This is a genomic window from Paraburkholderia nemoris, assembly GCF_905221015.1.
GTDB classification, from domain to species: domain Bacteria; phylum Pseudomonadota; class Gammaproteobacteria; order Burkholderiales; family Burkholderiaceae; genus Paraburkholderia; species Paraburkholderia nemoris.
This window is the reverse complement of sequence record NZ_CAJNBO010000009.1, coordinates 41790-68365: the sequence shown is the minus strand read 5'-3', so window position 1 is coordinate 68365 and position 26576 is coordinate 41790. Positions and strand designations below refer to the sequence as shown.

Below are 26576 nucleotides of genomic sequence, written 5' to 3'. Positions count from 1 at the left end.
GCGAAAAAGAGCGCGTCAGGTGGCGCGTTCGGGAAATCAAGGAAGCGAAGCGATGAGTATCAATGTGATTCAGCTGATTCAGTCCGCGCTGACGGACGGTGTCGTGCGACAGATGGCGGCCCGCTTCGGGCTGCCGCCGGATGCGACCCAGAAGGTGCTTGCAACAACCGGCCCGGCGCTGGTCGCCGGCCTGATGCAGAAGGGCGCGACGCTCGACGGCGCGCGTTCGCTGTTCGCAACGATCCTCTCGCCCGAGGTGAACGGCCACATCGCCGAGCAGTTGCCGCAACTTCTCGGCAGCACCACCGGCGTGAGCCAGCTGGAAGGTGTGGGGCGTCACCTGCTCGAGCGAGCGTTCGATCGCCGCGTCGATACCCTCAGCGATGAAGTCGCCACCCAAACCGGCGTGCCGGCGCATGCGACGCACGCCATCACGGGTATCGTCGGCGCCACGCTGCTGGGCTTGCTGAAACGGCATTTTCTCGAAGGTCAGGGCAACGTCGGTCAACTGCCGACGCTGCTGGGTCATCAACTGCCAGCCATTGCCCCCTATCTGAACGATCGTCTGATGGCCGGTCTTGGCCTGAGCGGACTCGGTGCGTTCACCGGCAATATTCTGTCGCAGCTTAAGGCGGTCTCCGCGCACATCGACCATCCGACGCCTGCCGCCAGGCCGGTGGCCGAAGCCCTGTCGAACGTCCGCGTGCCGGCCGACGCGGTGGTGCGCGAGGAGCGCCGTCCGCGCAAGTGGCTGTGGTGGCTGCTCGCGGCGATCGCTGCGGTGCTGGCCTTCCTGTTCCTGCGCGGTTGCCAGAGCGAGCAACGAGGCGAACAAAGCAGCGAGCGCAGTAGCGTGGGAGCCGCGGCAACTGCACAGCCGGCGTCCGCATCGGCTGAGGCCTCGGCCGCCTCGGCTTCGACGCCTGCCGCTGTAGCTGCAAGCGCCGCCAGCGAAGCGCAGCAACCTGCCGCCGCGCCCGCGCCGACCACAGACAGCCAACTCAGCTTCAAGGTCGACGCCGCCGGCAAACCGACGCTCACGGCCACGGTTGGCAGCGAAGCCGAAAAGACCGAGCTGATCGACGCGCTAACGAAGCGCTTCGGTGCTGACCGTTTCGTCGCGAACGTCACCGTCGATCAGGACACCAAGCAGGCCGACTGGCTCGTTCATCTGGATGGCCTGCTGCCGCTGATGGCATTGCCGGGCGCGGAGGTGAAAGTGGCTGGCGCGCACGTGGAACTGAGCGGCAGCGCGGCAAACGCGAAGCTCGGCTGGCTCGATAAACTCAAATCGCTGTTCGGCGCCTCGTATCAGATCGGTTCGTTCAACGTCGAACAGGCGGTCGCCAACGCAACCGAAAACTTCCGCGGCGCGATCAAGGGCCTCCTCACGCCGGACAGCTCGTGCGCGACGGCAGACGTGGTCAAGGTGTTGAACCTGCAGGTGATCAACTTCGCAAGCGCCGGCGCTCGCGTGCCGGCCTCAGCGCTGGAAGATCTGAACCAGTCGGCGCAAGTGTTGAATGCCTGCGCGCGTAACGGCAAGACGGCCAAGCTCGAAGTGGCCGGCTATTCGGACAATGTCGGCGGTGCGCAAGCCAATCTGCAACTGTCGAAGAAGCGCGCCGAAGCGGTTCGCGCGTATCTCGTGAAGACGGGGGTGCCGGCGGATTCGCTGGTCGCGCAAGGTTATGGCGATGCAAGTCCGGTCGCGAGCAACGACACGGCGAGTGGCCGCTTTGCCAACCGCCGCATCGAGTTTGTCGCGCAGCAGTAATGATGGGGCTGAGGGAGCCTTGAGGATAAGTCTCTGAGATGCACCTTCGAGATGAACCCGTCGCGATGGGCTTCCGGGGTCGTGCTTTGAGACAAGCCTTCGAGGTCAGCCGTGCCCTGGAGACATGCCGCCCGGTTCGCGCCGGGCGGCATGTTGCTATTCGGCTGGCCGCGTATGCGGCGGCGGTGTCTGAACGTGCGCCGTGGTGCCGGTCATGCCGATGCCCGGCCCCAGCATGAAATCGTCACCGGCCTGGCCTGGCAGCGTCTCGCGGGCCACTTCCAGCCACGCGCGCGCCGCGTGCGACAGATAGCCATTGCGGCGCCACCCGATTGCCATTTCCCACGGAATCTCCGGTTCCACCACGGGGCGGCAGGTGAACTGCGCCGCGTCGAGTCGCCGGCAGTACGGTGCCGGCAGCAGCGCAATTCCGACGCCGGCCAGCACCAGCGCCGCCATGAAATCCCAGTGTCCGCTGCGCCCGACGATGGTCGGCGCAAAGCCGGCGCTGCGGCACGCGCTCAACACGACATCGTTGAGCGCGAGGCTCTCGCCGTAGAACACGAATGGTTCGTTGGCGAGCTCGGCGAGCGGCACTTCATGCAGATCATCCCAGCGCGAGCCGATGCGCGCGACCAGCCACAGCAATTGCCGGGTCATCGGCAATACCTCGATGTTTTCCGGGTCGACCGGTTGTAACACGCCACCTAACTCCAGCTCGCCGTGGATCAGCGCGGTCTCGATCGCGCGCGAACCCTGCTCGAACAGCTTCAGCTCGATTTTCGGGTAGCGCTGGCGGAAGGCGGCGATGGCCGGCGTGAACAGCGAGCCGCCCATTGGCGGAATGCCGATAGTCAACTCGCCGCGGCCGAGCGTGTCCAGGTCGTTCAGCTCGGCCTGCAACTGCGCGTGCGCGGCCAGCACGTCCTGACCGCGCTGGTAGACGATCCGGCCGGCGTCGGTCAGCACCATCTGGCGCCCGTCGCGCAGCAGCAGCGGTGAGCCGATTTCGTCCTCCAGCGACTTGACCATCTTGCTGATGGTCGGCTGGGTGACGAACATCTGCTCGGCGGCGACGGTGAAGCTCTGTTGACGGACCACTTCGACGAAATACCGCAGCGCTCGTAGTTCCACGATCTCAGGCTCCAGAATTCCAATTTGGAATGATCCGAGCGATTGTAAGTCATCGTATTTATGTTGCGGGGTACGCGATGGCGTGCTTCGTGTCGGTGCCGTTTGCGTGCAGTGTGTTGACCGGCGCGGTCGCACACGCCGTTTTTCCAGGATGGACCTGACGGGAAGCGGGCTACCATCGACGGTTCTCTATCGTTCGGCCCGCAGCGCCCGTTTCAGTCCATGACGCCCATCTCGATCATCATTCCCTGCTACAACGGCGCGGCGACGCTCGCTCGTGCGCTCCAAAGTTGCCTGATTCAGCCGGAAGCCGCGCAGATCGTCGTGGTGGACGACGGCTCGACAGATGCATCCACCGACCTGGTCGCACACTATGGACATCGCGACCCGCGCGTGTGCCTCCTGCAGATGCCATACAACGGCGGCCCCGCTCGCGCGCGCAACTGGGGCGCGATGCATGCGGCTCACCCTGTGCTTGCCTTCCTCGACGCCGACGACGAGTACCTGCCCGGCGCGCTGGCCGCCGCGAGCGCGTTTCTCACGCAGAACCCGAATGAAGTGTCCGTGCGGCTCGACGTCGAGTACGCGGATTTTCCGGCCGAACTCACCGGCCATGGCAACTTCGCCCAGCACGCCGCGACGCTTAGCAATACGGTGCCGAGCAGCTTGATCATCCGCCGCGCAGCGTATGCCGCGCTCGGCGGCTTTCCGATGGACGACGCATTCCGCCGTATCGGTGGCGAAGACGGCGCGTTTTCATGGGCTCTGCGCGACATTTTCGGCAACCGGCGTATGGATGATGTGAAGCGCGTGCGCATGCACTACCACGCGGGCATTCACGCCGAACGCTATTTCCGCATCGCGCTCGGCATGCAGGCGCCGGACCCCGTCGATACGGCCGATGCATTCCGGTTTTCGAGGCAGTTCCTCGAAACTGCCCGCGCGGGCATCGAGCAATTGCGCGCGGCAAGGGGCGCTGCTGAGCCAGCCGCCTCTGCTCCCCCGAATCACGCTCCGTAATTGCCGGCCCAGCCTCACCCCGAAGCCATCTCGATTTGCTACAATCGCCGTTCGTCTTCGAGGAGCGTTGCGACGGGTACCGCGAATCAGCATATTCGCCGGCCGCCCGCCAGGCTCGGAGGCTTCAATCGGAGGGCCAGGATGCGCATCGCGCTCCCATCCACCGCATCGAACCGCGCTCACGTCAAATTTCTAGTCAATTTTTTAGAAAGGAGGGCGTGATGAACGCCGCAGTTCTCGATTCAAAGCAAGATTTTCTCGTCGCCGATATGTCGCTTGCAGCCTGGGGCCGCAAGGAACTGAATATCGCTGAAACCGAAATGCCCGGCCTCATGCAGACGCGCGAGGAATACAAGAGCGCGCAGCCGTTGAAGGGCGCGCGTATCGCGGGTTCGCTGCACATGACGATTCAAACCGGCGTACTGATCGAAACCTTGACGGCACTCGGCGCGGACGTTCGCTGGGCATCGTGCAATATCTTCTCGACGCAGGATCACGCTGCCGCTGCGATTGCGCAAGGCGGCGTGCCGGTGTTCGCATTCAAGGGCGAATCGCTCGACGAATACTGGGAATTCTCGCACCGCATTTTCGAATGGCCGAATGGCGAATTCGCCAACATGATCCTCGACGACGGCGGTGACGCCACGTTGCTGCTGATCCTCGGCTCGAAGGCTGAGAAAGACCGTTCGGTGATCTCGAAGCCGGAAAACGAAGAAGAAGTCGCGCTGTACAAGTCGATCGCCAAGCATCTCGACGCCGATCCGGTGTGGTATTCCACGCGTCTCGCGCACATCCAGGGCGTGACCGAAGAAACCACGACCGGCGTGCACCGTCTGTACCAGATGGAAAAGGAAGGGCGCCTGCCGTTCCCGGCCATCAACGTGAACGATTCGGTCACGAAGTCGAAATTCGACAACCTGTATGGCTGCCGTGAATCGCTGGTCGACGGTATCAAGCGCGCAACCGACGTGATGATCGCGGGCAAGATCGCGGTCGTGGCCGGTTACGGCGACGTGGGCAAGGGTTGCGCACAATCGCTGCGCGGCCTGGGCGCCACGGTGTGGGTCACGGAAATCGATCCGATCTGCGCGTTGCAGGCAGCGATGGAAGGCTATCGCGTCGTGACGATGGAATACGCAGCGGACAAGGCCGACATCTTCGTGACGGCAACCGGCAACTTCCACGTGATCGGCCACGATCATATGGCTGCCATGCGCAACAACGCGATTGTCTGCAACATCGGTCACTTCGATTCGGAAATCGACGTTGCCTCGACGCGCAAGTACCAGTGGGAAAACATCAAGCCGCAAGTCGACCACATCATTTTCCCGGACGGCAAGCGCGTCATCCTGCTGGCTGAAGGGCGTCTGGTGAATCTGGGCTGCGCAACGGGCCATCCGTCGTTCGTGATGTCGGCATCGTTTACGAACCAGACGATCGCGCAGATCGAACTGTTCGTGCACGGCGACAAGTACGAAAACAAGGTCTACGTGCTGCCGAAGCACCTTGATGAAAAGGTGGCGCGTCTGCATCTGGGCCGTATCGGCGCGGAATTGACGGTGCTGTCGGACTATCAGGCGAGCTATATCAGCGTCGACAAGAACGGTCCGTTCAAGCCGAACCACTACCGCTACTAAATAGCATTAGCGCGCGGGCGGTTTTAAAGCATGACAGTTTGACGACAAGGCGGCGCGCAAGGCGCCGCTTTGTTCGCCATGCCCCGCCCGTTTCCGTTCAAACGGACACCCTGCCAAAGGAGCTCTACATGACCGTGCTGCTGACCTGGCTGATCAACGCGCTTGCGCTCCTGATCATCACCTACCTCGTCCCGTCGATTCATATCCGCAGTTTCGGCACCGCCCTGATCGTCGCGGTGGTGCTCGGATTGATCAACACGATCCTGCGTCCGGTGCTGATCCTGTTGACGCTGCCCGTCACGATCGTCACGCTCGGACTCTTCATTCTGGTGGTCAATGCGCTGTGCTTCTGGCTGTGCGCGTCGCTGCTGAAGGGATTCGAAGTGTCGGGTTTCTGGTCGGCATTCTTCGGCTCGATTCTGTACAGCATCGTTTCGTGGCTGCTGTCCGCGCTTATTTTCGGCAACCGTAGTCTCGGTTGATCTACTGAATCATGAACCCGATCGAACTTTCATTCGAATTCTTCCCGCCGAAAACGCAGGAAGGCGTCGACAAGCTGCGCGCCACCCGCGCGCAACTCGCGTCGCTCAAGCCCAAGTTCGTGTCCGTCACGTTCGGCGCCGGCGGCTCGACGCAACAGGGCACGCTCGACACCGTCGTCGATATGGCGAAGGAGGGGCTCGAAGCGGCACCCCACGTCTCGTGCATCGGCTCCTCGAAAGAGAGCCTGCGCGCGATCCTCAACGAGTACCGCGCGCATGGCATCCGCCATATCGTCGCGCTGCGCGGCGATCTGCCGTCCGGCATGGGCGAAGTCGGCGAACTGCGTTACGCGTCGGAACTGGTGAGCTTTATCCGCGCTGAATTCGGCGACTGGTTCTGGATCGAGGTGGCCGGTTATCCGGAGTACCACCCGCAGTCACGCTCGCCGCGTCACGATCTGCAAAACTTCGCCAACAAGGTGAAGGCCGGCGCCAATTCGGCGATCACGCAGTACTTCTTCAACGCGGACGCGTACTTCCGTTTTGTCGACGACGCGAGGAAGCTCGGCGTCGACGTGCCGATCGTGCCGGGCATCATGCCGATTACGAACTTCTCGCAGCTGATGCGTTTCTCGGAGATGTGCGGCGCGGAAGTGCCGCGCTGGGTCGCGCGCCGTCTGGAAAGCTTCGGCGACGACCGCGAGTCGATTCGCGCGTTTGGGCTGGACGTGGTGACGGACCTGTGCGGGCGTCTCATTGACGCGAAGGTGCCGGGCCTGCACTTCTACACGCTCAATGGCGCCGCGGCGACCAAGGCGATCTGCGAACGGCTGGGCGCTTAAACTCCAGGCACCGTTGTTCAGAAACCGCGCGGCTTACCTGCCGCGCGGTTTTTTTATGGGTGAAATCCGACGCTGCCGCGCCTCATGCCTGAAATGGGCCCGCGCATTCTGTACCTTACGTTGCACCGGCGTGCAATACAGCGCCAACGGCGCGGGCAATCCGAGCTCCGCGTCAGGCATCACATCCTGCTGCGACGCAACAAACATGCCCATTTGGGCATTTCTTGCGAAGCGTAAGCCCGCATTGAACCCGATTTTTGAGCTGTCTATGATCAAAGCGCAGCTGACTTGGCTGCTGTGCGGAGAACGTGATGACAGTATCCCGATTGCTGTTTGCAGTTCGCCATACCTGTTTGCCAGTCTTGAGCGCCTGTGCGGTGCTGGCTGCCGGCCTCGCGCCCGCCGTAGCCGACGCGGCCACGCTGCCCGACAAAACCCTCGTGTTTTGCTCCGAAGGCAGTCCGGCGGGTTTCGACACCGCCCAGTTCACCACCAGCGTGGAATTCACCGCCGGCTCGTACACGGTCTATAACCGGCTGATCGAGTTCGCGCACGGCAGTACTGATATCGAGCCTGGCCTTGCCGAGAAATGGGACGTGTCGCAGGACGGCCTGACCTACACTTTCCATCTGCGGCACGGCGTGAAGTTCCAGACCACCTCGTTCTTCAAGCCGACTCGCGAATTCAACGCTGACGACGTCGTCTTTACTTATCAGCGGATGCTCGATCCGGAACAGCCGTTCCGCAAAGCCTACGCAGTGCCGTTTCCGTATTTCACCGACCTTGGCCTCGCGAAGAACATCACCAAGGTCGAGAAGCTCGATCCGTATACGGTGCGTTTCACGCTGAAGGAAGTCGATGCGCCGTTTTTGCAGCAGATCGCAATGCCGTTTGCGTCGATTTTGTCGGCTGAATACGCCGCTCAGTTACTGAAAGCAGGTAAAGCGTCCGATATGAATCTATATCCGGTCGGTACCGGTCCGTTCATTTTCCGCAGCTATACGAAGGACGATTCAATTCGGTTTGACGGCAATCCCGATTACTGGAAACCGGGCGTCGTCAGGATCAGCAAGCTGATATTCGCGATTACCGTCGACCCGGCCGTGCGGCTGCAAAAATTGAAGCGCGGCGAGTGCCAGGTGATGTCGTATCCGCGTCCCGGCGATATTCCAGCGGTTAAAGCCGATGCATCGCTCGCCATTCCGAGTCAGGTTGGTTTCAATCTCGGCTATATCGCGTACAACAATACCAAGAAGCCGCTCGACAATCTGATGGTGCGGCGCGCGCTCGATATGTCGATCAACAAGAAAGCGATTATCGAATCGGTGTATCAGGGCGCCGGCCAGGCCGCGACCAATCCGATGCCGCCGACGCAATGGGGCTACGACAAGAATCTGAAGGACGCCCCGTACGACGTCGACAAAGCGAAAGCGCTCCTCAAGGAGGCGGGCTACCCCGACGGCTTCGATCTGACGCTGTGGGCCATGCCGGTTCAGCGGCCTTACAACCCGAACGCGCGTCTGATGGCGGAAATGCTGCAGGCGGATTGGGCGAAGATCGGCGTCAAGGTGAAGATCGCTACTTACGAATGGGGTGAATATATTCGCCGCGGTCATTCGGGCGAGCATGAGGCAATGCTGATCGGCTGGACCGGCGACTATGGCGATCCGGATAACTGGCTGGGCGTATTGCTCGGCTGCGACGCGGTGAACGGCAGTAATTTTTCCAAATGGTGCTACAAACCTTACGACGATCTGATCCGGAAGGGGCGCGGCACGACTGATCTTGCCGAGCGCACCAAGGCTTATACGGAAGCCCAGGAAATCTTCAAGGACCAGGTGCCGTTCACGCCAATCGCCCATTCCACGGTGTACCAGCCCATCAGCAAGAACGTCACGGGCTTCAAGATCGACCCGTTCGGCCCGACGCAATTCTTGAACGTCGGCCTGAAATAAGAGCAGGCGGGCGGTTTTCCGGCCAAGCCCGCCTCGCTTCGTCTTCGCAACAGCCGTACGCTCCTGCCAGCGCCGGCGTACGGCCGCCCACATGCCCTAACTGTTTCCGATCGTCAACAGGGGTATTTTCCTCCGCTTGTTGCTGTGAGCCAAGCTCAAGTAAGATCGCGCTACGCCGGCGGAAGCCGGCCCCGAACCTGGAGGAAACATGAAGCAAAACAACCTGTTGCGCGCCGCGCGTGTTACGACGCTCGTCGCAGCTGCAGCGGCATCGCTGGTGGGCGCGAACAGCGCGCGCGCCGAGATCCCGAACAAAACACTCGTCTACTGCTCAGAAGGCAGCCCTGCGGGTTTCGATCCGGCCCAGTACACGACTGGCGTCGACTTCACGGCCAACACGTTCACCGTTTATAACCGCCTCGTCGAGTTCGAACGCGGCGGCACGAAAGTCGAGCCGGGCCTGGCAGAAAAGTGGGATGTCTCGGCGGACGGCAAGACCTATACGTTCCATCTGCGTCACGGCGTGAAGTTCCAGACCACCTCGTTCTTCAAGCCGACGCGCGAATTCAACGCGGACGACGTCGTGTTCACGTTCCAGCGCATGCTGGACACGAACCAGCCGTTCCGTAAGGCGTACCCGGTCCAGTTCCCGTACTTCACGGACATGGGCCTCGACAAGCTGATCACCAGTGTCGAAAAGGTCGACCCGTACACGGTCAAGTTCACGCTGAAGGAAGTCAACGCGCCGTTCATCCAGAATCTGGCGATGGAATACGCGTCGATCCTCTCGGGTGAATACGCAGACCAGCTGCTGAAGGCCGGCAAGGCTGCCGACATCAACCAGAACCCGGTCGGCACGGGCCCGTTCATTTTCCGCAGCTATACGAAGGACGCGACGATCCGCTTCGACGGCAATCCGGATTACTGGAAGCCGAACGCGGTGAAGATCTCGAAGCTGATCTTCTCGATCACGCCGGACGCCGGTGTGCGCGTGCAGAAGATCAAGCGCGACGAATGCCAGGTGATGAGCTATCCGCGTCCGGCCGACATCGCGCCGCTGAAGGCTGAAGCGAACATCGCGATGCCGTCGCAGCCGGGCTTCAACCTGGGCTACCTCGCATACAACGTGTCGCACAAGCCGGTCGACAAGCTCGAAGTGCGTCAGGCGCTCGACATGGCGATCAACAAGAAGGCGATTATCGAGTCGGTGTATCAAGGCGCAGGCCAGGCCGCAACGAACCCGATGCCGCCGACCCAATGGTCGTACGACAAGAACCTGAAGAGCGCCGCCTACGATACGGACAAGGCCAAGGCATTGCTGGCGAAGGCCGGTTATCCGAACGGCTTCGACATCACGCTGTGGGCGATGCCGGTGCAACGCGCGTACAACCCGAACGCCCGTCTGATGGCGGAAATGATCCAGGCCGACTGGGCCAAGATCGGCGTGAAGGCGAAGATCGTCACGTATGAATGGGGCGAGTACATCAAGCGCGCGCACGCAGGTGAAGACGACACGATGCTGATCGGCTGGACCGGCGACAACGGCGATCCGGACAACTGGCTCGGCACGCTGCTCGGCTGCGAAGCGGTGAACGGCAACAACTTCTCGAAGTGGTGCTACAAGCCGTTCGAGGATCTGGTTCAGAAGGGTCGCGAGTCGTCCGATCAGGGCGCACGCACGACGGCTTACACGCAGGCGCAGCAGATCTTCGCGCAGCAACTGCCGTTCTCGCCGATCGCTCACTCGACCGTGTACCAGCCTGTCAGCAAGAAGGTGGTCGACATGCGTATCGAGCCGCTCGGTTATGCGCGCTTCGACGGCGTCAGCGTCAAGTAATAGTCATACAGTCAAGCTTACGCAGTAGCTTTTCGCACGGTTAGAAAACTGGTCGAAATGGTCCGGCGACCGGGGTCACAAGCCCTCGTCGCCGGTTGCGTTTTTTCTTCATCAAGACCATAGGGACGAACCATGTTCCGCTTTGTTTTGCGCCGCATCGGCATGGTGATACCGACCTTCATCGGCATCACGATCCTCGCGTTCGCGCTGATTCACCTGATACCGGGCGACCCCATCGAAGTGATGATGGGCGAGCGCGGCGTCGATCCCGCCATGCATGCCGCCGCGATGCACCGCCTCGGGCTCGACGAGTCCTTGCCGATGCAATACGTTCATTACATCGGTCGCGCCATGCACGGCGACCTCGGCACCTCGATCATCACCAATACCAGCGTGATGGGCGAATTCCTCGCACGTTTTCCCGCTACCGTCGAACTGTCGATCTGCGCGATGCTGTTCGCGTTGATCGTCGGCTTGCCCGCGGGCGTGTTCGCGGCGCTCAGGCGCGGCACGGTGGTCGATCACGGCGTGATGGGCACGGCGCTCACCGGCTACTCGATGCCGATCTTCTGGTGGGGCCTGATCCTCATCATGTTTTTTTCCGTCGACCTGGGCTGGACGCCGGTGTCGGGCCGCATTGCCGTCGAATACGACATTCCGCACGTGACCGGCTTCATGCTGATCGACGCGTTGATGTCCACCGACGAAGGCGCGTTCAAATCCGCGGTCAGTCATCTGATTTTGCCGGCTATTGTGCTCGGCACGATTCCGCTGGCTGTCGTCGCGCGCATGACGCGTTCGTCGATGCTGGAAGTACTGCGCGAAGATTACATTCGCACTGCGCGTGCGAAGGGTTTGTCGCCGGGCCGCGTGATCGTCGTGCATGCATTGCGTAATGCGCTGATTCCGGTCGTGACCGTGATCGGCTTGCAGGTCGGCACCTTGCTCGCAGGCGCCGTGCTGACGGAGACGCTGTTTTCGTGGCCGGGTATCGGCAAGTGGCTGATCGACGCGATCGGCCGGCGCGACTATCCGGTGGTGCAGGGCGGTATCCTGATGATCGCTACGCTGGTGATCGTTGTGAACCTCGTCGTCGATCTGTTGTACGGCGTGTTGAACCCGCGCATTCGCCATACGAGGTAACACGGATCATGGCAGACATTCAAAATACAGTCCCCCAATCGGTCACTCCACCCAGTGGCCGTGCTATAGCCGCCCGCGAATTCTGGGCGAATTTCTCGCGTAACCGTGGTGCGGTCGTCGCGGGCATCATTGTGCTGGTGTTGATCTTCATCGCGATCTTCGCGCCCTTGATCGCGCCGCATAGCCCGATCGAGCAATATCGCGATTCCGTAAAGATCCCGCCCGCCTGGCTCGACGGCGGTAACTGGAAGTTCGTTCTCGGCACCGACGAAGCAGGCCGCGACATCCTCTCGCGTCTGATGTACGGCGCGCGGCTGTCGTTCTGGATCGGCTTCGTCTCGGTGGTGCTCGCGCTGATTCCGGGCATCGTGCTCGGCCTGATCGCGGCGTTCTTCGAGAAATGGGCCGATACGCCGATCATGCGCATCATGGACGTGCTGCTCGCGTTGCCCTCGCTGCTGCTGGCTGTCGCGGTGGTCGCGATCATCGGCCCGGGTCTCGTCAATACGATGCTGGCGATTGCGATCGTCGCGCTCCCGGGCTATGTGCGGTTGACGCGTGCATCGGCGCAAGGTGAATTGCAGAAGGAATATGTGACGGCTTCGCGCGTTGCCGGCGCGGGCACGCTGCGTCTGATGTTCTCGCAAGTGCTGCCGAACTGCACCGCACCGTTGATCGTGCAGGCTACGCTGGGCTTTTCGTCGGCGATTCTCGATGCCGCCGCGCTCGGCTTCCTTGGTCTCGGCGTGCAACCGCCGTCGGCGGAGTGGGGCGCGATGCTGGCCTCGGCGCGCGACTATATCGACAGCGCCTGGTGGATCGTCACGATGCCGGGTCTTTCCATCCTGATCTCGGTGCTCGCGATCAATCTGCTCGGCGACGGGCTGCGCGACGCACTCGATCCCAAACTGAAACGGATGGCATGACATGAGCAACTTATTGACCATCCGCAATCTCGCGGTGAATTTCAACGGACTGCCCGCAGTCGATCGGATCAATCTCGATGTCGCGCCCGGCGAAGTGGTCGGCGTAGTCGGCGAATCGGGCTCGGGCAAGAGCGTGACGATGATGGCGCTGATGGGCCTGATCGACGCGCCCGGCAAAGTCACCGCCGACGAAATCACCTTCAACGGCAAGGATCTGCTGAAGGCATCGGCGAAGGAACGCCGCAAGATCATCGGCAAAGACATCGCGATGGTGTTCCAGGATGCGCTCACCAGTCTGAATCCGAGCTACACGGTCGGCTATCAGATCAAGGAAGTGCTGAAGCTGCACGAAGGCCTGCGCGGCAGTGCGTTGGACAAACGCGCGCTGGAGTTGCTCGACCAGGTCGGTATTCCAGACCCGAAAGGCCGCATCGGTTCATTTCCGCATCAGATGTCGGGCGGCATGAACCAGCGCGTGATGATCGCGATGGCGATTGCCTGCAACCCGAAGCTGCTGATTGCCGACGAACCGACCACCGCGCTCGACGTGACGATCCAGGCGCAGATCATGGAGCTGCTGATCAAGCTGCAGAAGGAACGCGGCATGGCGCTCGTGCTGATCTCGCACGATCTGGCGGTGGTGTCCGAGGTCGCGCAGCGTGTCGCGGTTATGTACGCTGGCGAAGTCATCGAAACGAACCGCGTGCCGGACATCTTCGCGGCGCCGCATCATCCTTACACGGAAGCGTTGCTGGCGGCGATTCCCGAGCACAATGTCGGCGCAGTGCGGCTCGCCGCACTGCCGGGCATGGTGCCGGGGCGTGACGATCGTCCCAAGGGATGTCTGTTCGCACCGCGCTGCAAATATGTGGTCGACGACTGCATGAAGGCGCGACCGGCATTGACACCGATGCAAGGTCACGCCGAAGTGGCGCGCGTGCGCTGCATCAAACCCCTGAACCTGAGCGGCGACGCCAACGTTCACACCCATGGAGGCGCACGATGAATGCAGTACTCGAACCGCGGCGCCAGTCGGACCATGCGGGCGATCACGTCCTGGTTGCCGACAAGCTCGCGCGTTACTACTCGGTGAAGCGCAGCATGTTCAGTCAGGGCACGGTCAAGGCCTTGAACGGCGTGTCGTTTGCGCTCGATCGCGGCAAGACCCTTGCGGTGGTGGGTGAATCCGGTTGCGGAAAGTCCACCCTCGCGCGTCAACTGACCATGATCGAAAAGCCCAGCGCGGGCCGTCTGTTGATCGATGGTGAAGACGTGGCGGGCGCCGATCACGCGAAGATCGCAGCGCTGCGGCGACGCGTGCAGATGGTGTTTCAGAATCCGTTTGCCTCGCTGAATCCGCGCAAGACAGTCGAGCAGACGCTCAGCGAACCGCTCGCGATCAACACGCAACTGAGCACGACCGAACGCGCCGAACGGATCGCGCAGATGATGCGCACGGTCGGCCTGCGTCCGGAGCATGCCAAACGCTATCCGCATATGTTCTCGGGCGGTCAGCGGCAGCGTGTGGCGATTGCGCGCGCGATGATCCTCGATCCGCAAATCGTGGTCGCCGATGAGCCGGTGTCCGCGCTCGATGTGTCGATCCAGGCGCAGATTCTCAATCTGTTCATGGATCTGCAGGAGCAGTTCAAGACCAGCTACGTGTTCATTTCGCACAATCTGTCGGTGGTGGAGCATATCGCCGACGATGTGATGGTGATGTACTTCGGCGGCGTGGCGGAACTCGGCGACAAGAAGCGGATTTTCTCGAATCCGCGTCATCCGTACACGCGTGCGCTGATGTCGGCCACGCCTTCGATCTTCGAAGCGGATCGCACGATCAAGATCAAGCTGCAAGGTGAAATGCCGTCGCCGCTGAATCCGCCGTCGGGCTGCACGTTCCATCAGCGCTGCCCGTACGCGATCGACCGTTGCCGCAGCGAAGAGCCGAAGTTGCGTGAAGTCGATGGCCGTCAGGTGTCGTGTCACCGCGCCGAGGAGGTGGGGGACATGGATGCCTGATGCAGTGGCGGCGCGTCGTCTTGCGCGCCGCTCGCGTGATGGTGGCCGCCACGCTGCTTTCGCGCGGCGCTGGGGAGCGTTTGCACTGACCGGTGCCGCGCTGCTCGGCGTATGTTCTGCTTTTCACCTGAGCGCAGGGCCGGTCGGCCTCGCGCATGCTGCTGGGGCGGCCGCCAATACGCCCGCCCAGGCGGGGCGGCCGGCAATGCCGGTGCCCAGTCTGCCGGCGCCGCCACGCACCACCTTGCCGGGTTTCAATCCGCCGCCCGCTACGCCTGGCACCACGGCGAGCGGTCCGGTGCGCGCGCAGCCGGCGCGCATGCCGTTCTATGTCGCGACCCGCGGCACCACGACCATTTACGTGCTCGGCACGTTGCACGTGGGCGACCCGGTCGACTATCCGCCCGGTCAACCGTTCCGCGCGCCGATCCTCGGCGCCCTGGCGGCCTCGCCGACGCTGGCGCTCGAACTCTCACCCGATGAACTGCTGGTCTCGCAAGACGATGTGTCGAAGTACGGCGTATGCCGCGGCGACTGTCTGCCGGGTCTGCTGCCCGAGCCTTTGTGGCGCAAGCTCGCCTTGCGCCTGCGCGGCAATCCCGCGGCGCAGGATGAAATCAAGAAGATGCGGCCGTGGCTCGCGTCTCTCGTGGTCGAAACCTACGATTCGTTGAGTGCCGGCTTGCAGACCGAGTACGGCACGGAGGCGCAATTGCAGAACGTCTATATCAGGACGCGCGGCAAGATCGTCGGCCTCGAGACCTTGCCGCAGCAAATGCGTGCGTTCACCGGACTCACCCTTGCGCAGCAACGCGAAATGCTCGCGCAGGACCTGGTGCAGACGCCCGCGGAAAACGTCGACGATGTGAAGACGTTGCATCGGCTGTGGCGAGTGGGCGATGCCGATGCGATTGCGGCGTGGCAAGCCGCCAAAACCGAAAAGCTGGCGCGCGACAAGCGGATTTCCGATTCGATCGACAACCGGATCGTGTACGAGCGCAACCGGCGCTTCGTATCGCGGATGCTGCTGATCGCCGGGCCGAACAAGCCGGTGTTCGTGGCGATCGGCGCGTTGCATCTGGGTGGCCGCAAGGGCGTGCTGCAGCTTTTGCGGCAGCACGGGTTCGTGGTGGATGCGGGGTGAGAGTCGTCCCAGCCTCACGCGGCGAGATTTGCGGCGTGGTCGATCACAGTCCTAACCGGGGTAGGCCGTTCGGCCAGATCAGGAACCGGTAATTTCACAGCCAGTCCGACGCTGACGTGTGTCGCAAACTGCTCGCGGCTCACGCGGACATAGCTGCGCGTGCGTGCTATGATGTATGTACAGACGTCAATACAGGTGCTGTGTGCGGTTTGAATGGGACGAACTTAAGAATCAAATCAACATTCGTAAGCATGGCATCGATTTCCGGGATGCTGTCGACGTGTTTGATCATCCGGTGCTGACGGCGATAGACCAGCGGGAAGACTACGGTGAAGAACGCTGGATCGCGCTGGGCTGGATGGCCGCCATCGTAGGCGTGGTGGTGTACGTCGAACGCAATGCCGATGTGATCCGTATCATTTCGGCCCGCAAGGCGACGAAGCACGAGGTCAAACGCTACAAGTACAGCGTCTGGAATTGACTGGCACGGTGGGTAGCGTGGGAATGACTGAAAACGAGCAGAGGCGAAATTATGGCTAAAACATCAGGAACCGACTGGAAGCGACTTGCAAAAGCAGGCGACGCGCAAATCGACACGAGCGACGTGCCCGAATTGGGCGACGACTTTTTCGACCGTGCCGAGTTGCACGTTCCGCCGAAACAGGCTGTGACCATGCGCCTGGACGCAGATGTTCTGAGCTGGTTCAAAGAACAGGGAGCGGGCTATCAAACGCGCATCAACAAGTTGTTGCGCGCTTACATGCTGGCGCAGCAGCGTCGCCGTTCTTAAGGCGCGGCATAGGTTTATAGACTGCCGTCGCGTAGTTCTTCCGATACGCGTTTGACCACCGGTGCCCAATCGCCCAACCTGGTCTGCCGGAACAACTTCATCGCCGGATACCACGGCGAGTCGCTACGCTCTTCGAGCCAGCGCCAGTCCGAGTTGGCGGGCAGCAACACCCACACCGGCTTGCCAAGCGCGGCAGCCAGGTGCGCCACGCCGGTGTCCACGGCGATCACAAGATCGAGGTTCATGATGAGCGCGGCGGTGTCGTCGAAGCTCTTCAGATCCGCGGCGAAATCGTGGGCGCGGAACGCTTCGGGAGCATCAGCCAACTGATCGTGCGCAGGACCCTTTTGCAGCGCATACCACGCGATGTCATTCAGCTCGCTTAGCGGGCTCAGGTTGGTCAATGCCATCGAGCGATAGCGATCGTTGCCGAACGTTGGACTGCCGGACCACACCAGGCCCACTTTGCGTTTTGCTTTACCGGCTGCGTCCACCCGCTTGCGCCACGTCTTGATCTTCGCCTTCTCGGCAAAGATGTACGGCACATCTGCAGGAATGGTCGACAGTTCGGTGCTCACGCAAGACGGCACGCTCATCATCGGCACCCAGAAATCGTACGGGCCTTCAGGCTTGCCGCTGAACGCGCGATGCACGCCCGGGATGCGTTCGACCAACGGCAAAAGCGGCTCGCGCACACAGAGATCGACCGTAGCGCCGAGTTGCTCGAGCACGCGCGCATAGCGCAAAAACTGGAAATGGTCGCCGAAGCCCTGTTCGCCGACCAGCAACAGACGGCGCCCGTCGAGCGGCTCGCCGTGCCACTCGGCAACGCCCGGTACGGCGATCGCCTCGTAGTCGCTCTTGCGCCAGCGTTGCGCAAACTCCGCCCAGCCCTGCTTGTAATCGCCGCGCTTGAGCAACAGCCAGGCGAGGTTCTGATGCGCGTCCGCGTAGTTGGAATCGAGCGCCAGTGCATGGCGGTAGAAGCCTTCTTCATCATCCAGCCTGCCCTGCGCGCCGAGCGATCCGCCGAGGCAAACCAGATTCGTCGGATTCGGTTTGAGTGCGACCGCACGCCGATACTGCGATTCGGCGCCGACGTAGTCGCCAAGTTTGCCGATAAGACTGCCCAGGTTGATGTGGGCCTCGGCATAGTCGCCGCGCAGTGCCAGCGCCCGTTCGAAACTGGCGATGGCGGCGGCGTGATCACCTTGCGCGTTGTACGCATTGCCAGCATTGAAATGCGCTTCCGCCGATTGTGGATCGAGCGTCAGCGCGTTCTGATAGCAGGCCAGCGCCTCATCGTAGCGGCCGAGCTTGTTCAGCGCCGTACCGAGGTTTAGATGCGCGTCGACCAGTTCCGGATTCGCCGCCAACGCTAGACGGTATTGCTCGATCGCTACTTCGAGCGAGCCTTGCGCTTGCAGCGCGACGCCGAAGTTGTTGCGCGCGTCGGCGAAATCCGGTTGTAACTGCAGCGCCTGGTCATAGCAGATCATCGCTTCTTCGCGATGGCCGAGCGCAACGGCGACGAGGCCACGGTTGCTCCAGCAGGCGGCGTCGGTGCGATCGAATTTGAGCGCTTCGCTCATCAACTCGGCGGCGAAAGCATGGTTGCCGCGCTGATGTTGCAGTACGCCGAAGTAATGCAGCGTTCTGGCGTGCGTTGGATCGAGTGCGAGGGCTTCGCGGTAAAGAGGCTCGGCGGCATCGAGGCGGCCTGCTTGGTGCGCTTCGAGCGCAGCCTCGATCAGAGAGGTGAGGTAAGCGGAGGGCGGCGCGGTGGTGGGGTGGGATTGATGTTCCATGAGGGACCGGCTGGAAGGCGCTGACGGCGCGCGTTGCACGCGTCGTCAGCGCATGTGGATGGAAGAGCATCCACCAGCTTATGTCCAGGCCCCTTGCCAGACGATCGGACGCCTCCGAATTCGGCGGCGTCCATTTGCCGCGGGCTCACGCGCATGCATGGACCAGAGCGAAAGTCCTACGCGATGTTGGCATTTGCCGCGCGGCGCGGCCAACCGCCCTACAGGAACATCAGGAAATTCAACAGGAAGATGTTCACAACCAGCAAGCTCAGGGCAGTCGGCACCTGCACCTTGATCACCGCATTCTTATCCGGCAGTTCCAGCAGCGCGGCCGGCACCATGTTGAAGTTCGCGGCCATCGGCGTCATCAGCGTGCCGCAGTAGCCCGAGAACATGCCGATCGCGACCATCACCGCCGGGTTGCCGTGAAACACGCCGACCAGGATCGGCACGCCGACGCCGCCGGTCATCACCGGGAAGGCGGCGAAGCCGTTACCCATCACCATCGTGAAGAGCGCCATGCCGATGCAGTACACGGCGACTGCGATAAAGCGGTAGTCGAGGCTGATGTAGGCCGTTGTCACGTGAGCGACAGCCTTGCCGACGCCGGCGTCCGAGAACACGAGGCCGAGCATGCCGAGCATTTGCGGCAGCACCGCGGCCCATGACAATGCGTCGACCAGGCGGCGCGCCTCTTTCATCGACTGGCCGACGGTATCGCGTGTCATCACGCAGGCAATCGCAAGCGCAATCACGCAGCCGATGCCGAAACCGATCAGTGTGACGTTGGCCTTCTCGAACAACGGCATGCCGCCGAAGATCAGATGGCTGGCCGACAACGTAATGATCACGGTGACGACTGGAATCGTCAGCGCGGGCACGAACAGCTTGTTGCCCAGACGCGCGGCGCTAGCCTTGCGCGCTTCTAGCGACAGCAGTTTCGGCTTCGCTGCAGTCACGCCGCCGAAGCCCGCGGCCAGCGCCATCACGATTACTAGCACGCCGACCACCGAGGGCGGCAGCTTGTCGCCGATCAGGAAAATCAGCGCGTAAAGAATCCAGAAACCGCCTGCGGTGAAGCGGCGCGGGTGTTCCTTATCCGTGACGATCATGCCGCCGATGACGAGCAGCACCACGCCCAGCAGCCAGAACAGATAGGTAATCGTGAACGTCATGCTTTGTCTCCTGCGGCGGGTTGCGTCGGCGAAACAGAGGCGGTGTTCGCTGCGGCATTGCCGCGCAGTTCGCGTTCGAGCCTGCGATCGAGCAGATAGAGGCGGAAGCCGTGAATGATGAACGCGCAGATCGCGGTCGGAATGCCCCAGACGGCCACGTGAATCGGCTCGACGATGATGCCGGCTTCTTTCAGGAAGGTCGTCATCAGCACGATTGCGCCGAACGCGACGAAGATGTCTTCGCCGAAGAACAGGCCGACGTTGTCGGTCGCCGCGGAGAAGGCGCGCAATTTGAAACGCACTGCATCGCTGATCTTGCCGAAGCGCGTTTCAGTCGCGCCTTCGGCCATCGGTGCGATCAGCGGACGCACCATTTGCGGATGGCCGCCGAGACCGGTCAGGCCGACAGCGGCGGTCAACTCGCGCACCAGCAGATAGACGATCAGCAAGCGCCCTGCGGTCGCGGCCTTGATGCCGCCGATCCACGCTTGCGCGCGCTCGCGCAGGCCATGCCGTTCCAGCAGGCCGATCACGGCCAGCGGCAGCAGGATGATCAACGGGATATTGCGGGTCTTGATGAAACCGGTGCCGATTTCAGCAAGGATCTTTTCAGGCGGGAAGTGCGCGGCCAGACCGGTGATGATCGCGGCCACCGCCACGATCAGCATCGGATTGAACCGTAATAAAAAGCCGACGATGATGACGGCCACGCCAATGAGCGGCCATAGACTGACTGTTGTCTGCATCTGGATCTCCAAACAGGGTTTCAACCTCGCCGCTTGTGGCGGCTAACGTGGGCCGGCGCCTGGTGATCCACGCGCCGTCTTGCTGCCACGGCTCTTGATGGCCGCCTTGCTTCGACTACACCTGCATCTGCTGCTTGTTTGCTGCTCGTTTGCCGCTTATCTGCTGCTCATTTGCTGTTCCACGGCGGGCACTGCAATGCGTCGTCCCGCACCTGGCAAACGCCCCGCATGATGCGGGGCGTTTGGGGTTGGGCGACGGTTGAATCGTGCTGCCTGGCTCGCGCTGGTCGACGCGCGAGTCAGACGCTCGCGGCGCCGGCCGCGTGAACCTCAATGCCCGCGTCCTCTAGCGCGCTGCGGATGCGCCGCGCGAACGCCAGTGCATGCGGACCGTCGCCGTGCAGGCAGATGGTTTGAGCGTTGAGCGGCACCCAGTTCCCGTCGACGGCCTGCACGCGGCGCTCGCGCACCATGGCGAGCGTGCGCTCCAGCACCACGTCTTCGTCGTCGAGCAGCGCGCCCGGCTCCTTGCGCGGCACGAGCGAGCCGTCGGCGCGATAGCCGCGGTCGGCGAATACTTCTTCGATGGCAGTCAGGCCGGCAGCCCGGGCAGCCGTCACGAGTCCGCTGTTGGCGAGCGCGAACACCGCCACCGACGGGTCGAAATCGTGAACCGCCGAGACAATCGCATCGGCGATCTTCGCGTCGCGCGCGGCCTGGTTGTACAGCGCGCCGTGTGGCTTGACGTGCGCGATGCGCCCGCCTTCGGCCTGCGCGATCGCCGACAGCGCGCCGAGCTGATACAGCACGCCCGCGTAGATATCGTTGGCCGGCAGATCCATTTCCTTGCGGCCAAAATTCTCAGGATCGTTAAAGCTCGGATGCGCGCCGATCGACACACCCTTTTGCACCGCCCAGCGCACGCAGTCGCGCATGGCGTTGGCGCCGCCCGCGTGCCAGCCGCACGCGATGTTGGCCGAGCTGACGAGGTCGAGCAGCGCCTCGTCGGAACCGCAGCCTTCGCCGAGATCGGCGTTCAAATCGATTTCCATGGTGTTCCTCTACTTAGTGTTACAGCGCTGCGACCGCCGGCTGGCGCGCGCAACGTTCTTCGTGCATGGCAATCGCGGCGTCGATCTGCCGCAAGTACGTGCGTTCTTCCAGCAAAGCCTGGCGTGCCTCATAGGGCGTCGTCGGGATGAAACGGATGGCGGCGTTCAGGCGAACCTGCGCGAGCTTCCACAGATCGGCCTGAATCACGGCGCCGATCTTCGGATAGCCGCCGGTGGTCTGAGCATCGCTCATCAGCACAATCGGCTGGCCATTCGGCGGGACCTGAATCGTGCCGGGCAGCACCGCGTGCGAGAGGAGATCGTTTTTCCGGGTGCGCTTCAGTTCCGTACCGGCGAGGCGATACCCCATGCGATTGCTGTTCGGTGTGACCAGCCATTCATCGGACCAGAACGATTCGTGCGCTTCTTCAGTGAAGCTATCGTATTCCGGGCCTTGCAGCACGCGGATCGGCACAGCCCACGGCACGCCCGATGGATGCCGGCCGCGCCGCAGCGGTTCGTGAACCAGCACGAACTTGCACCAGGCGGGCGCCTTCACGCCGAACTCCGGCGCTTCGGGGGTAAAGCCGAGGTAGCCGCGTTGCGGCGGCGCGCCGACCGGCAGACGGTCGCCGTCGCGCAACGCCCGGCCGCCTAGTCCGCCGAAATGGCCGGCGAGATCGGTGCTGCGCGAGCCGAGCATCGGCAACACGTCGATACCGCCCGCGATGCAGACATAGCCGCGCATGCCGCGTTTGGCCGCTTGCAGAACCAGCTCCTGGCCGGCCTGCACCGGCAGGCTCCACCATGAATAGACCGGCTTGCCGTCGAGCGTCGCGCCGAATTCGGTGCCGGTGATGGCCACTCGTGTGGCGCGCAGAAAGCGCAGCACGGTCGGTCCGAAGGTAATTTCCAGGCCGGCCGCATCGGGCCGGTTGCCCACCAGCCGGTTGCCGACTTCTAGCGACAGACGGTCGAGTGCGCCACCCATCGCGACACCGAGGTGCCGGTAGCCGTGACGGCCGAGATCCTGAATCGTGGTCAGCAGACCCGCGCGAATCACATCGATCATGCGTGTATCCCCGCGACGGTAAAGCGCACCCGGTCGCCCGGTTGCAATAGCGTGGGCGGACGGCGAGACGGGTCGAACAGCGGCAGTTCGGTGCGGCCGATCAACTGCCAGCCCCCGGGAGAGGTCGCCGGATAAATGCCGGTCTGTTCACCGCCGATACCGACCGAACCGGCAGGCACTTCCAGCCGCGGCGATGAACGGCGCGGCGTGTGCAGTGCTGTGTCGAGCCCGCCCATATAGGCGAAGCCCGGCTGAAAACCGAGAAAAAACACCACGTACTCGCCGTCCGCGTGACGTTGTACGACCTCGCGCACGCTCAGGCCGGTGTGATTAGCGACCACTTGCAGATCGGGTCCGAACTCGCCGCCGTATTGCACCGGGATTTCGACCTCACGGCCGGCCGCGGGCAGGTCGCCCACCGCGTTCCAGGCTGCTTGCAGAAGGCCCACCAGCGCTTCGCGATCGGCTTCGAGCGAATCGAATACGAGCGTCAGATTGTTCATACCCGGCACAACCTCGAGCACGTGCGGCCAGTCGCGCGCAGCCTCGGCGGCAGCCCACACGCGCCGCTGGCAGTCCAGCGTGGCGGGCGGCGGCGCCTCGCAGACAAGCGCGGCATCGCCGAGCGGGAAGATTCTTGGTTGGCTCATCGCTTAATGGCCCAGGTTGAGTCGGGAATGTCGGACCCTATACCTGGTTATCGGCATCGGGCCCGCGATGTATGAAGCGTACATTATCAATAAAATATCAACAATTTATCTATAAGCGTTTTCGCCAGGCTCCCCGGAATGGATGGCTCGTCGTACACTCCTGACACTTTCCCATCCTGTTTCTCGAGAATTTTCACCATGTCGCGCCACCCCACCAAGATCGTTTCCTCGGAACATCTCGTGTCCGACACCAGCGCGGAGCTGTCCGAACTCGAGTACGCGCTGATCATGGCGGGCAATGCATTCAACCGATGGATGGTGCGCTGCATGTCGGCGGCCGGCGAAAAAGACATGACCGCGATCGAAGTCTCGTTGCTGCACCACGTCAGCCATCGTGAGCGGCGCAAGAAGCTGGCGGACATCTGCTTCGTGCTGAACATCGAAGACACGCACGTCGCCACTTACGCGTTGAAGAAGCTCGTAGCTAGAGGGTATGTAAAAAGCGAAAAGACCGGCAAGGAAGTGTTCTTCTCGGCGACCGATGCGGGCCGCGAGCTCTGTCTGAAATACCGTGAAGTGCGCGAGAGCTGCCTGATTTCGACGCTGAAGGAAAGCGGCCTGACCAACGAGCAGATTGGCGAGGCGGCGCAATTGATGCGCAATGCGTCCGGACTGTACGACACGGCCGCGCGGGCGGCGGCGTCTTTATAACGAGGTTTGGCCGCGGCAAGTATTGAAGGGTGCGCCTCGCAGGGCGCTCTTCAAACGCTTAATCCGCCGGCTGGGGATAGAGGCCGGCTTCCGTCACAATCAGATCGAGCGGGATGTCATGAGCCTCGCGCTGCAATTCGTTCGTGCGGCATGCTTCATAGGCGATGCCGACCGTGACCGGCTTCTTCGTCCCCGGCCATGCGGCCAGCGTGCGATCGTAGTAGCCACCGCCGTAACCGAGCCGGAAGCCGTCGGCGTCGAAGCCCACGCACGGCACGAACAGCAGATCGGGAACCACCACGCGCCCCGAAGTGGGTTCGGCAATCTTGTGATGGCCGATCTTCATCACCATATCCGGCGCCCACGCGTGAAACTCGAGCGGCGCGCCGCGTTCCTTGACGATCGGCAAACCCGCCTCGCGTTGCGAGTCGGCCGCGAGCCAGATCGCAATCGCGGTGCGCGCGTCGAATTCGCCCGCCAGTGGCCAATAGAACCCCACGCTGCTCACGCCGTAGTGCTTCAACGCATCGAGAACGCGACGGTTGAGCGCGGCGTTGTGCGCCGGCTCGGAAGCCGCTTGTAGCCTTGCTTCCAATAGCATTCGACGCAGCGCCTTTTTCGATTCTGCGACAGGGTTGCATGCTATGCTTGGGTTCAATTCGCGCTCCAGAAACAACGATGTCAAAACGCCTCTATCGAGTATATCGCGCGGCCGGTCTGGCGCTTGCCGCTGCAGCACTCGTCGCGTGCAGCACGGCCTCCGCCGTCAAGCCCATTCCCCTCTCGCAACTCACGAACGACGACCAGACCTTCGTCCAGCTTCGCGAAGCCGCCCGCAATAATGACGCGGCGCGCGCAGCGCAACTGGCGAGCATGATCCCGAACTATCCAGCGCCTTCGTATCTGGAGTACTTCCAGCTCAAGCCGCAATTGTTCGATTCCAGCGGTCACGCGCGCATTGACGCGCCGGATGCGCCGGTGCTGTCGTTCCTGCAGAAGTACGACGGCCAGGCTATCGCCGACCGCATGCGCAACGACTACCTCACGGTGCTCGGCGCACGTCACGACTGGCGTAACTTCGATCAGCAATACGCTCGTTTCGTGCTGAACGACGATACGCAGGTTAAGTGCTACGCGCTCGAGTCGCGTGCCGCGCGGGGTGAAAACGTCGCCGACGCGGCGCGTGCGCTGCTCGTCGACCCGAAGTCGTACGGCGACGGCTGCGTCGATCTGATCACCGCGCTCGCGGTCAATCAGCAATTCAGTTCCGACGACGTGTGGCAACAGATCCGCCTCGCGTACGAACAGAACTACACGAGCACGGGCAGCAAGCTCGTCGATGCGCTTAGCAACCAGCCGCCCGATCCGGTGCTGTTCGGCCAGGCCACGAGTACGCCGCCGTTGTTGCTGGCGCGCGGCGTCGGTCCGGATACGCAATCGCACCAACTCGCTCTGCTCGCGATCACGCGCATGGCGCGCAACGACCCGGCCATGGCCGCGGCCACATTTGCCTCGGTGGCGCCGTCGTTGAGCTCGCCTGAGCGCGCAATCGGTTGGGGCACGATTGCCTATCAGGCCGCCGCCAAGCAGATGCCGAGTGCGGTGGATTGGTACCGCCTGTCGGTGAATGCGCCGCTGTCGAACCCGGCGTACGAATGGCGCACCCGCACCGCGCTGCTCGCCGGCGACTGGACCATGGTGCGCTGGTCGATCGAACAGATGCCGGCGGCGCTGCGCAATCAGCCGTCGTGGGTGTACTGGCATGCCCGTGCGCTCAAGCAGGCTGGCGACACAACCACGGCCAACCAGGAATTCGAGTCGATCTCGCAGGGCTTCAACTTCTACGGCCAACTGGCTGCGGAAGAGCTCGGCCAGAAGATCACCGTGCCGCCGAAAACCACCGTGACCGACGCCGAAATCCAACAGGCCGGCAACACGCCGGGTCTCGATCTGGCGCAGCGCTTCTACGCGCTGAATCTGCGGCTCGAGGGCAATCGCGAATGGAACTGGCCGCTGCGCAATATGAGCGACCGGCAGCTGATCGCTGTGGCCGAATACGCGCGCCGCATCGAGTTGTATGACCGGACCGTGAACACGGCGGACCGCACGAAGAGCGAGCACGATTTCTCGCTGCGTTATTTGTCGCCGTTCAAGGATATCGTTGAGCGCGATGCGCAGTCGAATGGACTCGACGTCGAATGGGCATACGGGCTGATTCGCCAGGAATCGCGTTTCATCATGAACGCTCGCTCGGAAGTTGGCGCGAGCGGCCTGATGCAACTGATGCCGGGCACCGCGCAACTGGTGGCGAAGAAAATCGGCCTCGGCCCGATTTCGCGCGAGCAGATGAACGATATCAACACCAACATCCTGCTCGGCACGAACTACCTGTCCATGATCTACAATCAGTTCGACGGGTCTGCTGTGCTGGCCACCGCCGGTTATAACGCCGGTCCCGGCCGTCCGCGCAACTGGCGGCAATCGTTGCAGCATCCGGTTGAAGGCGCGATCTTCGCCGAGGCGATTCCGTTCCAGGAAACGCGCGACTACGTCAAGAATGTGTTGTCCAACACGGTCTACTACGCGGCATTGTTCGAAGGCCGTCCGCAATCGCTGAAGGCGCGTCTGGGTTATATCGCACCGTAAGCGCCGT

Annotated in this window: 24 protein-coding genes and 1 riboswitch; of the genes, 16 read left to right on the top strand and 8 right to left on the bottom strand. The window is 62.4% G+C overall.

All coding sequences use genetic code 11. From position 1 onward, the window contains the following. Positions 1-52 precede the first annotated feature (52 nt). Positions 53-1777: an OmpA family protein gene (locus tag KHO33_RS15695; RefSeq protein WP_200565232.1), complete on the top strand. Its 1725-nt coding sequence runs from the start codon at positions 53-55 to the stop codon at positions 1775-1777. 156 nt (positions 1778-1933) lie between these two features. Here the strand turns inward: KHO33_RS15695 and KHO33_RS15690 are convergent, their stop codons facing one another. Next, a complete protein-coding gene (locus KHO33_RS15690) occupies positions 1934-2911 on the bottom strand; it encodes a LysR family transcriptional regulator (protein ID WP_054040824.1) in 978 nt (325 codons plus the stop codon). 222 nt (positions 2912-3133) lie between these two features. Here KHO33_RS15690 and KHO33_RS15685 point away from each other — a divergent pair, with 222 nt between their 5' ends. The 13 genes from KHO33_RS15685 (at position 3134) to KHO33_RS15625 (ending at position 16709) form a co-directional block, all read left to right on the top strand. Further along, positions 3134-3931 (top strand): glycosyltransferase family 2 protein, encoded by a 798-nt coding sequence (locus tag KHO33_RS15685; protein WP_054040826.1) that lies wholly within the window; start codon positions 3134-3136, stop codon positions 3929-3931. Positions 3932-3984: 53 nt separating this feature from the next. Then, a riboswitch (S-adenosyl-L-homocysteine riboswitch) is annotated at positions 3985-4119 on the top strand. A 33-nt stretch (positions 4120-4152) separates the two neighbouring features. Next, positions 4153-5568, top strand: coding sequence for an adenosylhomocysteinase (gene ahcY / locus KHO33_RS15680; protein WP_054040828.1), 1416 nt, complete (start codon positions 4153-4155; stop codon positions 5566-5568). A 128-nt stretch (positions 5569-5696) separates the two neighbouring features. Beyond that, positions 5697-6050 carry a phage holin family protein gene (locus tag KHO33_RS15675; protein WP_054040830.1) on the top strand — a complete coding sequence of 118 codons (354 nt, stop codon included), beginning with the start codon at positions 5697-5699 and terminating at the stop codon, positions 6048-6050. An 11-nt stretch (positions 6051-6061) separates the two neighbouring features. Then, complete coding sequence (gene metF / locus KHO33_RS15670) at positions 6062-6892, top strand: methylenetetrahydrofolate reductase [NAD(P)H] (RefSeq protein ID WP_054040832.1); 831 nt, start codon at positions 6062-6064, stop codon at positions 6890-6892. Positions 6893-7203: 311 nt separating this feature from the next. Beyond that, the gene (locus KHO33_RS15665) at positions 7204-8847 is read left to right on the top strand and encodes an ABC transporter substrate-binding protein (RefSeq protein WP_200565233.1); all 1644 of its coding nucleotides are present in this window, start codon (positions 7204-7206) and stop codon (positions 8845-8847) included. Between the two features lie 208 nt (positions 8848-9055). Continuing rightward, complete coding sequence (locus KHO33_RS15660) at positions 9056-10684, top strand: ABC transporter substrate-binding protein (protein ID WP_054040834.1); 1629 nt, start codon at positions 9056-9058, stop codon at positions 10682-10684. Between the two features lie 132 nt (positions 10685-10816). Beyond that, positions 10817-11827, top strand: a complete 1011-nt coding sequence (locus KHO33_RS15655; RefSeq protein WP_200565234.1) for an ABC transporter permease subunit — start codon at positions 10817-10819, stop codon at positions 11825-11827. Positions 11828-11835: 8 nt separating this feature from the next. After that, positions 11836-12753, top strand: coding sequence for an ABC transporter permease subunit (locus KHO33_RS15650; RefSeq protein WP_054040837.1), 918 nt, complete (start codon positions 11836-11838; stop codon positions 12751-12753). Position 12754: 1 nt separating this feature from the next. Further along, entirely contained in the window at positions 12755-13759 is a 1005-nt protein-coding gene (locus KHO33_RS15645) for an ABC transporter ATP-binding protein (protein WP_054040839.1), read from the top strand. Continuing rightward, on the top strand, positions 13756-14775 hold the full coding sequence (locus tag KHO33_RS15640; RefSeq protein WP_200565235.1) for a peptide ABC transporter ATP-binding protein: 1020 nt from the start codon (positions 13756-13758) through the stop codon (positions 14773-14775). The genes KHO33_RS15645 and KHO33_RS15640 overlap by 4 nt, the downstream gene beginning before the upstream one ends. Next, entirely contained in the window at positions 14768-15919 is a 1152-nt protein-coding gene (locus tag KHO33_RS15635) for a TraB/GumN family protein (protein ID WP_054040841.1), read from the top strand. Before KHO33_RS15640 ends, KHO33_RS15635 begins: the two co-directional genes overlap by 8 nt. Before the next feature lie 202 nt (positions 15920-16121). Further along, entirely contained in the window at positions 16122-16400 is a 279-nt protein-coding gene (locus KHO33_RS15630; protein WP_093640967.1) for a BrnT family toxin, read from the top strand. Between the two features lie 51 nt (positions 16401-16451). Beyond that, complete coding sequence (locus KHO33_RS15625) at positions 16452-16709, top strand: BrnA antitoxin family protein (RefSeq protein ID WP_054040845.1); 258 nt, start codon at positions 16452-16454, stop codon at positions 16707-16709. 14 nt (positions 16710-16723) lie between these two features. On the opposite strand, the gene KHO33_RS15620 is transcribed toward KHO33_RS15625, so the two are convergent. From KHO33_RS15620 to pxpB, 6 genes are all read right to left on the bottom strand, one after another. Continuing rightward, positions 16724-18517 carry a tetratricopeptide repeat protein gene (locus KHO33_RS15620; RefSeq protein ID WP_200565236.1) on the bottom strand — a complete coding sequence of 598 codons (1794 nt, stop codon included), beginning with the start codon at positions 18515-18517 and terminating at the stop codon, positions 16724-16726. Between the two features lie 218 nt (positions 18518-18735). Beyond that, entirely contained in the window at positions 18736-19692 is a 957-nt protein-coding gene (locus tag KHO33_RS15615; protein ID WP_054040847.1) for a DUF979 domain-containing protein, read from the bottom strand. Continuing rightward, positions 19689-20438, bottom strand: coding sequence for a DUF969 domain-containing protein (locus KHO33_RS15610; protein ID WP_054040849.1), 750 nt, complete (start codon positions 20436-20438; stop codon positions 19689-19691). The genes KHO33_RS15615 and KHO33_RS15610 overlap by 4 nt, the downstream gene beginning before the upstream one ends. A 299-nt stretch (positions 20439-20737) precedes the next feature. Beyond that, on the bottom strand, positions 20738-21490 hold the full coding sequence (pxpA, locus tag KHO33_RS15605) for a 5-oxoprolinase subunit PxpA (RefSeq protein WP_200565238.1): 753 nt from the start codon (positions 21488-21490) through the stop codon (positions 20738-20740). 19 nt (positions 21491-21509) lie between these two features. Further along, the gene (locus KHO33_RS15600; RefSeq protein ID WP_200565239.1) at positions 21510-22562 is read right to left on the bottom strand and encodes a 5-oxoprolinase subunit C family protein; all 1053 of its coding nucleotides are present in this window, start codon (positions 22560-22562) and stop codon (positions 21510-21512) included. Further along, on the bottom strand, positions 22559-23212 hold the full coding sequence (gene pxpB / locus KHO33_RS15595; protein ID WP_200565240.1) for a 5-oxoprolinase subunit PxpB: 654 nt from the start codon (positions 23210-23212) through the stop codon (positions 22559-22561). Before pxpB ends, KHO33_RS15600 begins: the two co-directional genes overlap by 4 nt. Positions 23213-23410: 198 nt before the next feature. Here pxpB and KHO33_RS15590 point away from each other — a divergent pair, with 198 nt between their 5' ends. After that, positions 23411-23923 (top strand): winged helix DNA-binding protein, encoded by a 513-nt coding sequence (locus KHO33_RS15590; RefSeq protein WP_054040851.1) that lies wholly within the window; start codon positions 23411-23413, stop codon positions 23921-23923. A gap of 58 nt (positions 23924-23981) precedes the next feature. Here the strand turns inward: KHO33_RS15590 and KHO33_RS15585 are convergent, their stop codons facing one another. Further along, positions 23982-24524 (bottom strand): 5-formyltetrahydrofolate cyclo-ligase, encoded by a 543-nt coding sequence (locus tag KHO33_RS15585; protein WP_054040852.1) that lies wholly within the window; start codon positions 24522-24524, stop codon positions 23982-23984. Between the two features lie 77 nt (positions 24525-24601). Here KHO33_RS15585 and KHO33_RS15580 point away from each other — a divergent pair, with 77 nt between their 5' ends. After that, positions 24602-26569, top strand: a complete 1968-nt coding sequence (locus KHO33_RS15580; protein WP_200565241.1) for a lytic transglycosylase domain-containing protein — start codon at positions 24602-24604, stop codon at positions 26567-26569. The last annotated feature ends 7 nt before the right edge of the window (positions 26570-26576 follow it).